The following is a 14739-nucleotide window of genomic DNA, read 5'->3' on the forward strand; positions in this document are numbered from 1 at the left end:
GTAATGATCACCACAGGATTAGGGATACATTTCACGAAGTTACTCTTTATACCGAACTCCCTAGGCATAGTTGTTTACATCCTTTCCATGATGGCCGCAATGAAATTATACAAAAAGAAATCCATGGTTTGGGTTAGCGGATTGATTTCGCTTATAGTGCTTGTACTGTTTAGTCCTTTCCTTGGATTACACCTCATCGTGCCTGTCTTGGTTAGTAGTCTTTATTTCACATACAAGAAATCAAGAAGTAGGAAAGATCTAATGCAAAAACCTGTTAATTATTCCTAGAAGGGGCTCTAATCCCACATGAACTCGATTGAACTTGGAGGTGTGAAAAATTAACATTTCCCAATCCGAAAAGTTATGGCAGGCAGTTGTTCAATGCGATGGAACGTACGATAGATGCTTCTATTATGCAGTAAAAACTACTAAGATATTTTGCCGTCCCTCATGTAGATCAAAGACGCCCAAGGAAGAGAACGTGGCATACTTTTTTCGAATCGAGGATGCACTTCGTTCCAATTATCGGCCTTGTAAACGATGCCGTCCCGATCTTTTCCAAGCTAACTATGAACCTACTCAAGAAGCGGTTGGTCAAGTTCAACAATTGTTGGAAAGTAAGTATGATCAATCGTGGACATTGGAGAAGCTTTCCAACCATGTGGGCATCAGTGCTTGTCATTTGCAACGACTATTCAAGAACAAGACGGGACTTAGTCCTCGACAGTATCTCAATCGAATTCGTATACAGCGAGCAAAGCGATTGCTTCTAAATGGAAAAATGAACAATGTGGAGATATGCTATGCGGTAGGATTTAGAGAACCCAATCAGTTTTATGCTGCTTTTCGCAAGGAAACGGGCTCTTCACCATTGAATTTTAAGCGGAGTCAATAATGTACTATTTCTCAAGCGAATTGATTTACCGAAAGTGGATTTGAGCTATTAGAACCGTGTGAACCATAAAAAAACACGATCCTGTTACTGGTTATTAGCCAGATTCACCCCAGGTTCGTGTACTTTCTTCAACTATATTGTTTGTTTACTATGGATAGCATGGTTTATTTTCTCAACTTCTATCAATATATTATCCGCATGTTTCTTCAGTTGCTTTCCTTCTTCTGTAATCTCAACGCCTCTTTTGGTGCGCTTCAATAATTTTACTTTTGTTTCTTCCTCTAGGCACTTTATTTGCTTGCTTAAGGCAGGTTGGGTGATATGGAGTTCTTTTGCAGCTTTTGTAAAGTTCCCAAACTTAACTACCATAATAAAGTAGCGTAGTTGAAATATCTCCATCTAGTTCTTCTCCTTTTTTGATACCGCAGAGTCAACGTATTGATTAACTTAAGTTCAGAAAGTGAAGAGCGAGTGGGGACAAACGAGTCTTGTCATTCCGCTAAGGACGAACAAAATTAACCGATGAGGGGCAGGAGTAAATCCTGTGGAGTACTGACGAATATGTTTCTTAACTTAAACGTTCAAATTCGCTTCTCCCCTCCACCGAGTTAAATAGCAAATCTCCTTGTCCCTCACGTACTTCCTTTCCACCACCTTTTTAGATAATCAACAATTCTGAGCGGAATCATCAAATATACAAAGGATGTTGATGGCTATGATAAATACATTCTTTGTCTATTATTTCGTGAAGGAAGGAAACGATGGATTTTTCCAATCTTGTTAGGATTTGAAATTCTATCGAACCGTGGGTGCAACTCAAGGAGTAGATATGATTTTGATGTAAAACTTTCTTCAAAAAGTTGCTAAAAAAAACAGATTCACTTAGCGGATCTATTACTATAGATACAGTAGAGCTCTCTTTGTTAAATGGTTTACTCGTTAAAGAATATGTGATTTTTTTATCGCACGGATTGGTTAATGTACCAATGAAAGTTCCTTCATCTGTAGTTTGATTATCAAATGATGTAACTTTTATAGGTGTTTGATATTTTGAAGCCCAGTTAACAGCTTCAGGATGAAGGACCCGAGCTCCTTTTGACGCAAGTAATAACGCAGCTTCATAAGAGAGGTGAGTAACGATTTTTGCATCCTTTACGATGTCTGGATCAGCAGTCATAATTCCTGGGACATCTGTGTATAGTATGATCTCTTGAGCATGTAAAGCATGACCGAGGGCAGCGGCAGTTGTATCGCTACCACCCCGGCTTAAGGTAGTGATTTCTCCATAAACACTGCTTCCTTGAAATCCAGCTACTACAGGAATCATTCCTTGTTGTATGTGATATTGGATATGTGAAGGATCAACATAGAGAATAGAAGAAGCAGTTTTGGAGTTTGTTGTGTATACGCCACTATCCAATCCAGTGATACATTTAGATGGAATACCCTCCTGCTCTAGTAGGTTGGAAAATAAAGATGCGGAAATAACTTCGCCGCAAGAAGCAATCAATGTGTAATTTGCATCAGATGGTTGATTTAGAAGTTGAACTAGTGAGTCAGTGGAATAAGGATTTCCATAGCGACCCATGGCTGAGACGACAATAACCGGTGTGATTCCCATGCTCAAAGCTCTTTTCACCTGAGATATTGCATTACTTCTACGTTGTTGATTTAGGAGAGCGGTACCACCGAACTTTAGTATTTGAATGGACACGTAATCCCATCCTCTTCAGATCATTTCATTCGATGTTACGTACAAGCAAGTATTGTCACAATCTAATAAAACATGATTAAATTCCTCAAGGTCTGACCAGTATAGTTCTGTTTCATCAACTCCAAAAATTTTAGATAACTCTTTTGAAAAATCCGGCATGATGGGCGCCGAAAAATATACTAGACCATAAAAAAGATATCCAATTGAGGTTAGGCGATTTTTGTAAGTTTTTTGGTCGATATTCCGCATCGGAAGAACAGACCGTTCAAAATAATATACAACCGACTTTAGATAATTATGAAGAGCAGCACTTGCTCTTTGTAAACTAAAGTTATCAATATGACAGTTAGACTCTAGACCTTGCTTGCATGATTGGTAGTAGCCAATCGCATGCAGGTCGATACTTTCTTTTTCTAATATCAATTTATGATATTTGTCTACTTGTAAGATGCTGATGAAATTTTTGATCGTAGACACTATTGGTTCAAGCTCATATGAAATGGTTAGCTCAAGTTCCTTGTAAGAAAAGTTTGTCTGCATGACTTCCGGATTAGTACGACAGAGATGATAACGTAAGTAATCTGGTTGTATTTCTTTTACTATATCTTGGCCCCAAATAGCATGACTTCTACTTGTAGAGAATTTTTCGTTTTCTAGCAGGTAAAACTCATTAGTAATGATGTGATCAGGATAGAGGTATTCCCCATCAAGAGCCAAGGCGGTTGTTAAATGAAGTACGGCATTAAAAAAACTGTTATCGTAACCCAAGAATTGAACAAATGTAGTGTGACTGTTGGTTAGTTTTAAATCTATCTGCTCGTCTTGAGCGTAATTCATTGCAGTACGGAGGTGGCCGGGGTACATTTCAAACCATACATTAATCGTTTGATCTTCAAATTTTGGTACAGGAACTTGGATTCCCCAATCCGAAGGATATGTTACTGGATAGTCAGGTATTGGATGTGAGGTAAGCCAATTGCAAAGAGCTTTTAGGTGGGGGCGCCAACTTTTTCTCGAAGAGTAAAAGGATTTGAGTGCAGAGCGATATTTGTCAATGGGAAAAAATAGCCCTGTGTATTGTGTTAGACGTGGTGTTGAGTCGCAAGTACTGCATTTAGGATCATAGAGATCTACCGGTCTGTTTATTCGGCCACACGCCTCACATAAATTACCAGAAGCGTTTTCGAAACAATAGGGACACTTGCCCTTAATATGTGATTCAAACAGAAGTTTATCGCAGTGATCACAACAGTATATTGGCTCTTTTTTTTCTTGAAATAGACCTTTTTCATACATTATTAAAAATAGATTTTGAACAAAGCGGATATGATCACGATTGCCAAGTGAGTTTGTAAAAATATCCATCTCGATGTTGACGGCCTGTAACGTTGACAAAATTCCTTTCGTCTTCTCTTTCACTAATTGATTTGGTGTGGTACCTAGTTTGTTGCTCGTAGTAACAATGTAGCTTTGATGATCATCTCCACTACTTTGAAAGGTAACTTGGTGTCCAAGCATTTTTTGAAAGCGAGTGAAAACATCCCCTGCGAGATAAGGGCCAGATAAGTGTCCAACATGTAGGTCACCATTTGTTGTTGGTGGTGTAGCAGTTACCAGGTAGTTCTTCACAACCTTCACCTCTTCATCATTTTTATGATGAAACTTCTCCCCACCAAATGCAGAGAATTTCCATATTTCCACTTCCATTATTAGTAACTGTATGAACTGAAAAAGGCTCTAAGTAAACGATATCTCCCCTTGAAACAGGAAATTCTTTTCCGTCAACAGACATTGTGCCTTCACCTTTCAAAAAGATAAACGCTTCCTCCTCATCATGGTTATGGGGTGTCGTACGTTCACTAGGGGGCAGAATGGCCCATCCAGAACCAAAAGGAGAGCTATTAGAAGCTTTTATTGGAAAGACTCTTCGAAAATCGGTTCCATACTCAGATTTGAATTTTGCGTTAGACTGTCGATCAATGGATGAATACTCTGATTCAACTGTTCTTTTTAAAGCTCTGCTCAAATACAGATCCACTATTTCTTCGTGGTAATGACTTTTCAATCCGCTTTCAACCATTTTCAAGTATTCGTCAGTAGGAGGATTGAGTTGTTTAATTTCTTTAGGCTGCAATGTAAATACTTCAACTTCTTTTCCTTCAATTGTAGCTGTGTTTTTTTTAAATTCATAACCATGTCCATTCGTGACAAGGTCTTCAAGTTTGTTTTGGTTCACTTGGTAAGCTACGCCTAGAACATGGCCACCTGTTAGCGGAAGGATGGTTGATGTTCCCTTATTTCCAAACTCAGGGTGTTCACCAGTGAAAGCATAGATATAGTCCCGTAGTGTTGCGCATACATATGAATGAAATTCTCCAATGTCTCTCTTCATTTCATTGGTGTCCGTACTAATGCCATAGGTAAAAATCCAAGGCATACTCATTCCCCTCTCTTTACCTTAATTTTTTAAAATAGCCATTTTGCACTTGATAGATGGCCCAAGGGAAATTGGCTAGATTATTTTGATCATCGAATAGAAGGCTACCCATCAGATGGTTATTAAGCTGAGACTTAGAATAAAACCATTTTAATAGCGAGTCAGTACAACCAACATCTCTCTCAGATAATGATGAAAGTAGCAATTTTGTTGCTATATAACTAGTTATCGAGTATGCACCTGGTTGTGAGCCTGAATGTTTATGATAACGTTCCAAAAAAGCGGGATATTGAGGATGAGTAGGATCATGACCTGTCGACACAACGTATACTCCTTCTGCAGCATCACCTCCTAAAAATGGAAATTCACTTATATATGCATCATCTGCCATCACGATCGGAGATTTGTTGCCCCTTCTATATAATTCTTTGATAACTTTACTTCCCACTTGATAAGTTCCCGCAAAAAGAATCGCTTCGCAATAGTCAGGAATGCGGGTATCTCCTTCCTCCCATGTAATCTCAGTTATATCAGATACATCATTTTTTCTAAGTTCGCACTTCAATAGTTGAGATAGACTATTGCCATGTTTATTATGCTGTTTTATAATTGTTACATTTTTCGATTTTAATGACTTTAAAGAAAATTCTACCATTTTATTTGCTAAGTGATGATCTTGACCAAAAAACCGCAATACATGCTTATAATTCTGTTGTGTAATATCAGGATGAGATGTTGCTGGAGCCAAATATAAAATCTTATTTTTTTCGTAGAGTGGAGCAGCTTTTAAAGCTTCTGTACTAGCTAAGTGTCCAATGACTGCCTGTACACCTTGTTGCACTAAATAATTGGCTGCTTCACTTACTGTAGATTCCTCCAAAACATCTTCTGCCCATACTATTTCTAAGGAATACAAGGGAGATGTTACTGACCAATCCTCTATCGCAAGATACACACCTGTACATAGCTCTCTTGTATGCCCTCCTAAATTACCACTAACACCCAGTTTAATAGTTTGGGATTGAGATGGATTGTACTTGTGGTTATGCTTCAATAAGGAAAGAGGGTTGAAGTCTGTTGTCTGCTTATACATAGAGTTGCCGTGCCTTTTGATATGGATTTTGATCCCTTCGAATTAAATCAGGGTTCAATGTTCTCTCTACAGCAGAGTAGTATGCGAATAATTGCACGGGTATAGCCTGAACGATGGGCTTTAAAAAAGTACTGCACAAAGGGGTTGTGAGCACATTTGGATTACCATAGAGGTGGGGATTGGAAGTAAGAACTAGACTTTGGGACCCTACGGCATCGATGGCACTTAGTGTCTCTTTTGTACGCTGACTACTGTTAGTGGGTGGGTCAATCATCATCACAAAACTTTCTTGATCACACATAACCATATATCCGTGTAATAATTGCTCCATATCGAGACCCATCGAGAAGATATGGTTTGTTTCAGCTACTTTTAGGGCAGCTTCCATTGCCAATGGGATAGTGCATCCTGAACCTGTAACTATACAATTTTTCACACCGGAGAGCTTATTAGCCCAATACAAAACTTGCTCGTCCAAATCCAAAGCAGCGCTTAGTAATCCTGGAAGTGAATCCACCCAAGTATCATCTAACTCGTAATTGTTCAGATTAATATTTTGAAAAACATGAAGTAATGTTGTGACACTCAGGGTATAGCTGATTGTGTGTGCAAAGGATTTCTCAAATGGATATCCCGTATCCAGCAAAAAATCGACATGTTCATTCAAAGGGCTCTCATTAAATCCGCAGATGCCTACTGTCAGGGCTCCTTTTTCTTTTGCCATTGCTAAGGTTTTTAATGTGAGGTGTGTTTTTCCGGAATGACTAACCCCAATTACAATATCTGTTTTGCGTATATCCCAATGATGAAGCAGTTCAAAAGAAGGAACAGCACGTATATTCCAATCTCCATCAGAAATTTGGTGTCCTATAGCTTCTCCTGCCATACAAACATAGAAAGAAGTACCACATCCCGTTAAAATAACACGATTTTTGCTTGTTATTTGTGTGGCTACCCTTTCTACAACCGTCTTAAAATGAGAATTTCTATTTAATTTATTGATATAGTCTGGTTGTAGGTTAATCTCCTCATACATATAGAAAGGATGCGAATATCTTGTACTGGCACACATGTGCGTACCACCTTTCTCACATATTTTCGTAAGGATAAGCAGGTTTATTTAGCCGGTTTTTTCTAAAACGATGATACCTAAAGGCATTCAATTCCTCTTGCTCTTGTCCACTCATTAATTCATCGGCGACAAGACTTCCAACTGCAGGTGCGATTTTGAATCCTCCACCGCTAAACCCTGTAGCTACATATAGACCCAACATGTTTTCTACACGACCAATAACTGCATGCTTATCGGGTGTATAGCTATCAAAGCTGGAGCGACCTCCGTAAAAAGCGATTGAGTCATTTATTTGAGGAATGCGGTCTTTTAAGAGATGAGCGGCTTTTTTAAGATCATCCAGATGAATAGGAGGAAGGGTTGTAGGATCCACATGTGGATGTTTTGTAATACCTACTAACAATTTTCCATCTTTTGTCCTACGGTAATACGTGCCCATCGTATCATCGAGAATCGTTCCCATATTTTTTCCGACCTCATCGTCACAACCGAAAAAACAAATGCCGATATGCTTTGTGTGCAATGGTAGCTGAATACCTATCGAGTCAATCAATGAGTAAGCTCCAAAATTGTTACACAGAATCACCTCCCCAGCTTCAATATCTCCCATATTCGAGTGAATTCCAACGATACGATTTTTTTTCAATTTTAAAGAAAGCGCCTGAACACCTTCCAAAATTTCAAGTCCATTATGTGTTGCTCGTTGTAAAAAACTGATAGTGGTCTGTGCAGGGTCTGCATAACCCCCCAGTGGCTCGTACGCAATCATACCAACACCTTTTAGAGAACAAAATGGTTGGTTTTTTAAAAAATCAGCAGAGGATATTTCTTCAGTTGGTATTCCGATATTTTTTAACATTGTTAAATTTTGTTTCATTGAGCTCCTGAAAGGTTCTCCAACCAACTGATAAAATCCCGTTTCCACAAAACCACAGTCGCCTCCGATAATCCCTTTCCAGTTACGAAAATATGAATAACTAGACCAAGCAAGCTTGGCTTGATGTGTACTGGTGTGATGCATTCTTACCAAACCACCTGACATGAAGGTGGATCCCCTACCTGGTGGTTTAGTTTTTTCACAGAGGACTACATGATGGTTTCCAGACTGAGAAAGATGATAGGCTATTGAACTCCCGATAATTCCTCCACCAATAATTAAATAATCAGCTGTGACTGTCATATAATTCTTCTCTGTTTGTGACTTCAAACAATGCATCTTCAAAAATAGCAAGTGCTTGTTCTAATTGATCGATCGTTACCGTTAATGGGGGAACCCAACGGATGACATGGTCCTCGGTCCCACATGTTAATAGAATCAACCCCTTATCGAGGCAGTATTTTCTAATTTTTGTAGCAATAGATGACCGCGTCAGTTTTTTATCATCAATAAATTCGCAGCCTACCATAAGTCCTAACCCACGTACTTCCCCAATACATGAGTAGTCCTCTGATAACGATTGCAGACGAGATATTAGATGATGTCCTGATTTTCTGGCGTTGTCCAGCAGGCTTTCATCATGAATAACTCGTAATGTCTCAATGCTTGCAGCACAAGCAAGCGCATTTCCACCATAGGTGCCACCATGTGAACCTGCTTTCCAGTGTTCCATCAACTTGTGATTGGCTACTAATCCACTGAGGGGCATTCCTGATGCTAATCCTTTTGCTATGAGCAAGATATCAGGTTTCACATTAAAATGCTCGTATCCAAATAATTCACCCGTGCGACCAAACCCGGTCTGTATTTCATCGAAAATAAGAAGAATGCCTTTTTGACTGCAAATTTCACGAAGATTAGCAAGAAAGTGTTTGGGTGGAACAACATACCCGCCTTCCCCTAGTACAGGTTCAATTATCATGGCAGCTGTTTCCTCAGGAGAGGTTTGTGTTTTTAGAAGATGCTGCAACTCATGAATGCACCACTTACTTAACATCTCTGGTGACATGTTTTTATAACGAAATGAATAGGGGAAGGGGGCTATATGCACCCCTGGCATCAATGGTTGATAATTAGAACGGTAAATTGTTTTTGCAGTGGTTAATGTCATGGCTCCTACTGTTCTTCCATGATAGCCTCCTTGAAAAGCAATGATGTTTGGTTTACCAGTAGCGTGTCGCGCAAGTTTTATTGCACTTTCTACAGCTTCGCTACCACTATTGGTAAAAAAGAAATTATCTAGAGAAGTGGGTAAAACACGTGCAAGTTTCTCAACAAGTTTTAGCATGGGCTGATGATACACGATCGTTGCTTGGCCATGAATTAATTTTTCCGCCTGTGCTTGAATAGCTGTCACCACTCTAGGGTGGTTATGCCCTATATTGGCGACACCGATCCCTGATGTAAAGTCGATATATTCTCGACCTTTTGTATCGTATAGATAACAGTTGCTAGCTTTTTCAACCTCTATTTGCGTAAAATGGGGCCATACTGGAGATAGTTTATGCTTATTACTTATTAAATCACGATACGGAGTCACTTTTTGATCGTCTCCTTTAACATGTATGACTCGCCTTCATGTATTTTATTTAGTTTATCCAAGATTTTTTGAGCTTTTACGGCCATCATAGTAAATGATGCAGAATCCCCAATTCCATGGGTTTTTTCCGTTAGCCCATTCACGAAAATATTAGGGAGAAAGTCTTCTCTTGTTTCCAACTGATAGTTACGAGTAACTACCAGATCGCCTTCTTCATCTGTCAACAGATGGGACCGCAGTGGTTCCAACATATAAGGCAGTTTTTCTTCTTTAAATCCAGTGCAAAGAATTATTTTATCCGTATAAATTTCTTGTGAGCTAGAGCTGTATTTATCGGTGATATTTAAGCGATATCCATCGTTATCTCTTTTCACACCTGTTATTTCTGAGCATTTAGTGACATGAATTCGATTTTTACCTAAAATATTTTCCTCATACACTTTCCAATAAAGAGCATGGCTAACATCCGCATCAACTGATGAGTAATTAGTAAATGCCATTTCCTTCAACAAGTTCATCCGACCACTTTTAGGGAGGGAATAATAGTAACTTGTAAATTTAGGGAAAAATACTTCATTACTGAAATGACCAAGATCATATTGTCTAAACCCTGTGTTTCTGTTTATCGAGTAAATTTTAGAATCAGGATACTCTTCTGATATTTTTAAAATAATTTCGATTGCATTTTGTCCAGATCCAACCACTGTAAATGTGTGATTTTTTTCTTTATCCAGTTTTTTCATGTTGCTTTTAAATTTACTTGAATGAAATATGTCTGAGCACAACTGATCTTGAAAAAGTGGAGGAACATTTGCTCGTCTACCAGTGCTGAGTACAATATTTTTTGCTTCAAATTCTTTGTTTTGGTTACTAATTAAATCTTTGGCTAAAACTTTAACTCTATCAACTTGCCCACTTTCATATATGGGCTCAACACTTAGTATTTCAGAACTATATAAAGTGTTTTCCGATACTTGTTCTGCTACCCAGCGAACATAGTCAGACCACTCAATCCTCCCAGGATTTCCTCCAATCAAACCAAATGAGAATATCCGATCCTTTTCTTTTAAATAATTTGCAAAAGTAAACCGACTACGTGGATTTCGTGGTGTAGCAAAATCACGAAAAAAATGGTGCTGAATATCGGTATTTGGTAAAAGCATCTCCGGTTGCCAATCAGAGTTTAGTTGTTTCTCAAGAAACATTGTACTCCACTTACCGATGGGTGCACCATTGAGTTCTTCATCATCTTTTATTGCTGTCGCCAAAGCAATGCCTGCTGGGCCGAACCCAAGCCCGATGATGTCATACACTTTATTTTTCATATATCAACGCCTCCTTCAAAAATAACTCACCGCAAATATAACATTTCTCGTATAATAATTTCCAATAACGAAAAGTTATTATTCCTTATTTTCATAACATTAAGGCGAAATAGAAGTAGTAGAACAGGATAATAAATTGAGGTATTGGTGAAAAAAATAAAAAATAGGTTGCCTGAAATCTTAGATGATAAAACATAATTCTTCATCAAGTTAATAGATCAATTATCTAAATGGTACAAGCATATTATCCATGATACCCTTCGGGTGTTCCTCCACATTTCTTGCCTTCGTCTTAACGATTTCGTTAGCAATAATAATTGTGGTGGCCGTCTGCGATGTATGCTTTATCTCATTCGAATGGATCCTGTATTTATTCAATTATTTCAGCTTTTAGAATACTTAATGGTTGAAAACATTTTGGTACCGGTTTTTGATTAGCGTGGTATTAAGTGAAAAAACTTGATTTACCAACACTTCTGTAACATCGTTTTCGTGTTCACAACGTCAACCTAAACTTGAACACCAACATTAAAGCAGCATGCTTAATGAATTGGCACGTTGTTTCTATTTTTTTAGAAGTGATTTAGTTAAAGTGCTTGAGTATACAGAATAAGGAATCTTTATCTCAGGCAATTAATTTAGGTAGAAACGTTAGTAATGTTCTTCGTCTAATGAATGATGGCAAGACGGATTCGTTTGGGGATTATTCCTCCTTCAAGAGATTGGGATATCGCTTTTTTAGAAAATCGACCTGAGCCTTTAAATAGGCGTTCTCTTCCTCGAGACTATCAAAATGTTTGCGGTTCCCCATCCCGCGATGATCCTCAAACGACTCTCCTCGTTGGGCCTGTCTCCCACTCAGAAACCTGGGTTTTGTTTTGGATGCCCAATCTCTCCTGGATCACACGATAGGACAATCCCTCTTCCAACCGTAGACGAACAGCTTCTGCTTTCGTCTCTGGTGTATAGCGATTAAATGTCTGTCCCTTTTTAGCCATAAGAAAATCCCCCTCGGATAAACAATGACTTCTGTCCAACTTAACAGATGGACTTTTTTCACTGTCTGCCTTTAGGGGACAATACCATCCCGTAGGGTTTTATTATTAAACATAGACCTCCTTTACTTAATCTAATCTCTCCTCAATAAGGTAATTAGCAGTTGCCTTTTGTAGAGAAGTTTTTTAGTTAATTATGAGTTATGTAGGTCTATGGGCATTTTCGAAAAGTATATCGCCCGTAGCTTCTTCTTTTGGATGACCCGTTTCCTCCATACCAAATACGATCACGTGGACATCGTCTTCATCGCTCACCACACCGAAGCGAAGGAAGTATCAGAGGATCATTTTTTCAGTAAGGGCGAGTCTGGCGGCACCATCTGCTCCTCCGCCTATCGAAAAGCCCTTGAAATTATCGATAGCCGCTATCCACCAAGTCGCTTTAACATCTATCCCTTTCACTTCTCCGATGGCGATAATCTCACCTCAGACAATGAACGCTGTGTCAAACTGGTAAATGAATTGATGAAACGTTCCAATTTATTTGGATATGGTGAAGTGAACCAGTATAATCGCCATTCTACCCTCATGACCGCCTACAAGAACATCGATAATCCCAAGTTTATGCACTACGTCATCAGAGAAAAAGGTCAGGTCTATGATTCATTGAAACATTTCTTCTCTAAACGCGAATCGGAAGCAGTAGGAAAATGAATCTATTACAAAAATATAGTATAAAATGATAGAAAGTGCCCTCTTAACTGTGGTAACTCCTTAGGGATAATCCACCATAATTTAAGGGGGCATCTTTGTTATTTAGGCAGCAAGAAGTTCAGTGAGAAAACTGGAGAGCCATTGCGACTAGAAGGTTGCTTTTTAGTCTGAGTTACTTCGCAAAAACGAAGGATCCAGCAACTCTATTAAATTAGCATACTATCAACCTATCAGCCTTCCATACCACCTTGACTAAATCATAGATTAGATAAGGGCTGATAAATGGGCATTTATCATTCTACCTTCTAACTATCGACCTCTTAATTTTTGGCAAAGAAGCCCGGTTAGGGTACAACCTTAGAACCGGGCTTCTTTTGTTTGCCTACTTTATCTTGATGACTATGTCGGATGACTCATATAGAAGAAAATATGCTAAAATCTATCCATTTGCCCGGTCAAAGTTTAATCATCTTCATAAAGTTATTATGTAATTACTCTTCACATGGATCACAAAGAGAGTGAAGGAAATGACCATGGTGTATCTCCCACCAGAAACTCCTGTAGTTACAAGCTGGATTTTGTATCCCGAACCAGTCTAGGAATAGGTGAGTCCAGGGGGATCGAAAGTGTTATTTGCCCGTTCATGTGCATCATCCGATCGGTTAAGAAATCGCTACTTGCACTCTCATTGTAAACACTGTTTGCTCCTGTTGGAGGGATAACCAGCGAGGATCTCCAAAGGATCACTTTGATTATTTTCGGTAACGAAAATACTGCCACAACAATCATGTTTGATAACCTCTTCTCTTTCAAATTATGATTCGTTAATATCAAAGGAGGAATTCATGATGTGTTGTTCACAAGCAACCTGTCCAGATCCGGTTAGGTTTCAAGAAGAGGTATGCGGTAATTACTCCACTACCCTCAACACAGATAATTTCATATGGAAAACCCTTACCAATACGGGTTCACTCGGACTGTTTGTACCGATAACCTTGAGTGTCTATGCTCTTACGGAATCCACACCTGTTGTTGTAGCTGCCATGACTCCAGCCGGAAACGTAATTTTAACGCCTCCTGGTAGCGAAATTATCGCAGGAACAACAAAAAGTTTCGTAATACCCGCTGTTAACTGTATTAACGTTCATGCTGTTACTGCTGGTGATCAAGTTATAGGGAAATTTACCGTTATTGCATATCATAATGTATACTAATGTCCTTGATATAGGAGGTATCCATTCGTGGTATCCCTTTTTCCTGGATCGAGCGTTTAAGTGTGAATAAATGAAAATGGCATATCGACTTCTCTATAGTACAGTCTAAGTATTTACAAAGGAAGCAGCAGATGGAACCATTAGAGATATTCTATGGAACAAAAATACACCCGACTCTTAGTCAGGTTTATTTTTCTGGTATGTACTTTTTCCATTATATATTAAAAACGTCCCCATTATCCGGCATGTACCCTTTCTTGCTGGGCACATATCCATAGTATCCTTTGGATAGAAACAGTAAGGCGGCAGAGAGGCACCCCTACCGCCAGTGGTACTACCTTAAACGAACGGCCACAGCTTGCGAGAAGTAACCCGCACACCTTTCCTGGGGAGCGGGTTACTTCTTTTTAATATCCCGATACGCTACATAGCCCCCTTCATCAGAGAAACCACTACCACCTTACTCAGTTTTAGGCCGCCCCTTTAATCACTTCATTCACGTATACCTCTTCGGATTTCTTCAGTTATCCTCGATTTTTTTCTGTATCCCTATTTGCATCAGCTCAGCAACATCCCTGTTTGAACAGCGTTCTCTAGAGTCCCTCACTCCTTCTTGCTCACCGTTTATGTAATCGTAAAAGTATTGCAGACACCACTCTCCCTAAGGAAGGCCAGCTTGGAAGTTTATTATTACAGAGGTAAAGGATAGTAGATCCCCTTGTGCCTTGATCGATCAAAAAGGAGATCTCTTTTTTATTGGTTTCATGGCGGATTTGCGATATCTATTTCCTAATTCCGCTCAT

Annotated in this window: 12 protein-coding genes and 1 pseudogene; 3 read left to right on the forward strand and 10 right to left on the reverse strand. The window is 39.0% G+C overall.

Going from position 1 to position 14739, the window contains the following annotated elements; all coding sequences use genetic code 11:
* Nucleotides 1-343 precede the first annotated feature (343 nt).
* Entirely contained in the window at nucleotides 344-895 is a 552-nt protein-coding gene (locus tag BLV90_RS14750; RefSeq protein ID WP_245726384.1) for a bifunctional transcriptional activator/DNA repair enzyme AdaA, read from the forward strand.
* Between the two features lie 132 nt (nucleotides 896-1027).
* Here BLV90_RS14750 and BLV90_RS14755 read toward each other — a convergent pair whose 3' ends face one another.
* From BLV90_RS14755 to BLV90_RS16575, 10 genes are all read right to left on the reverse strand, one after another.
* On the reverse strand, nucleotides 1028-1294 hold the full coding sequence (locus tag BLV90_RS14755; RefSeq protein ID WP_091742742.1) for a LysR family transcriptional regulator: 267 nt from the start codon (nucleotides 1292-1294) through the stop codon (nucleotides 1028-1030).
* A gap of 289 nt (nucleotides 1295-1583) precedes the next feature.
* Nucleotides 1584-2609, reverse strand: coding sequence for an amino acid kinase family protein (locus BLV90_RS14760; protein WP_091742744.1), 1026 nt, complete (start codon nucleotides 2607-2609; stop codon nucleotides 1584-1586).
* Between the two features lie 15 nt (nucleotides 2610-2624).
* Nucleotides 2625-4238, reverse strand: coding sequence for a class I tRNA ligase family protein (locus BLV90_RS14765; protein WP_177168108.1), 1614 nt, complete (start codon nucleotides 4236-4238; stop codon nucleotides 2625-2627).
* Between the two features lie 22 nt (nucleotides 4239-4260).
* Entirely contained in the window at nucleotides 4261-5046 is a 786-nt protein-coding gene (locus tag BLV90_RS14770) for a cupin domain-containing protein (RefSeq protein WP_177168109.1), read from the reverse strand.
* Nucleotides 5047-5062: 16 nt separating this feature from the next.
* Nucleotides 5063-6139, reverse strand: coding sequence for a branched-chain amino acid ABC transporter substrate-binding protein (locus BLV90_RS14775; RefSeq protein ID WP_091742750.1), 1077 nt, complete (start codon nucleotides 6137-6139; stop codon nucleotides 5063-5065).
* Nucleotides 6132-7211, reverse strand: a complete 1080-nt coding sequence (locus tag BLV90_RS14780) for an SIS domain-containing protein (RefSeq protein ID WP_091742752.1) — start codon at nucleotides 7209-7211, stop codon at nucleotides 6132-6134. The genes BLV90_RS14775 and BLV90_RS14780 overlap by 8 nt, the downstream gene beginning before the upstream one ends.
* Nucleotides 7212-7227: 16 nt before the next feature.
* The gene (locus BLV90_RS14785) at nucleotides 7228-8418 is read right to left on the reverse strand and encodes an NAD(P)/FAD-dependent oxidoreductase (protein WP_177168110.1); all 1191 of its coding nucleotides are present in this window, start codon (nucleotides 8416-8418) and stop codon (nucleotides 7228-7230) included.
* Complete coding sequence (locus BLV90_RS14790) at nucleotides 8375-9688, reverse strand: aspartate aminotransferase family protein (protein WP_091742754.1); 1314 nt, start codon at nucleotides 9686-9688, stop codon at nucleotides 8375-8377. Before BLV90_RS14790 ends, BLV90_RS14785 begins: the two co-directional genes overlap by 44 nt.
* Entirely contained in the window at nucleotides 9685-11013 is a 1329-nt protein-coding gene (locus BLV90_RS14795) for a SidA/IucD/PvdA family monooxygenase (protein ID WP_091742755.1), read from the reverse strand. The genes BLV90_RS14790 and BLV90_RS14795 overlap by 4 nt, the downstream gene beginning before the upstream one ends.
* An 824-nt stretch (nucleotides 11014-11837) precedes the next feature.
* Entirely contained in the window at nucleotides 11838-12011 is a 174-nt protein-coding gene (locus BLV90_RS16575) for a hypothetical protein (RefSeq protein ID WP_425433906.1), read from the reverse strand.
* 207 nt (nucleotides 12012-12218) lie between these two features.
* Between BLV90_RS16575 and BLV90_RS14805 the strand changes: the two are divergent.
* Nucleotides 12219-12722 (forward strand): annotated as a pseudogene (locus BLV90_RS14805) (DUF444 family protein); the annotation flags it as partial.
* Nucleotides 12723-13570: 848 nt separating this feature from the next.
* Entirely contained in the window at nucleotides 13571-13936 is a 366-nt protein-coding gene (locus BLV90_RS14815) for a hypothetical protein (RefSeq protein WP_091742757.1), read from the forward strand.
* The last annotated feature ends 803 nt before the right edge of the window (nucleotides 13937-14739 follow it).

Source organism: Marininema mesophilum (assembly GCF_900106775.1).
GTDB classification, from domain to species: Bacteria; Bacillota; Bacilli; order Thermoactinomycetales; family DSM-45169; genus Marininema; species Marininema mesophilum.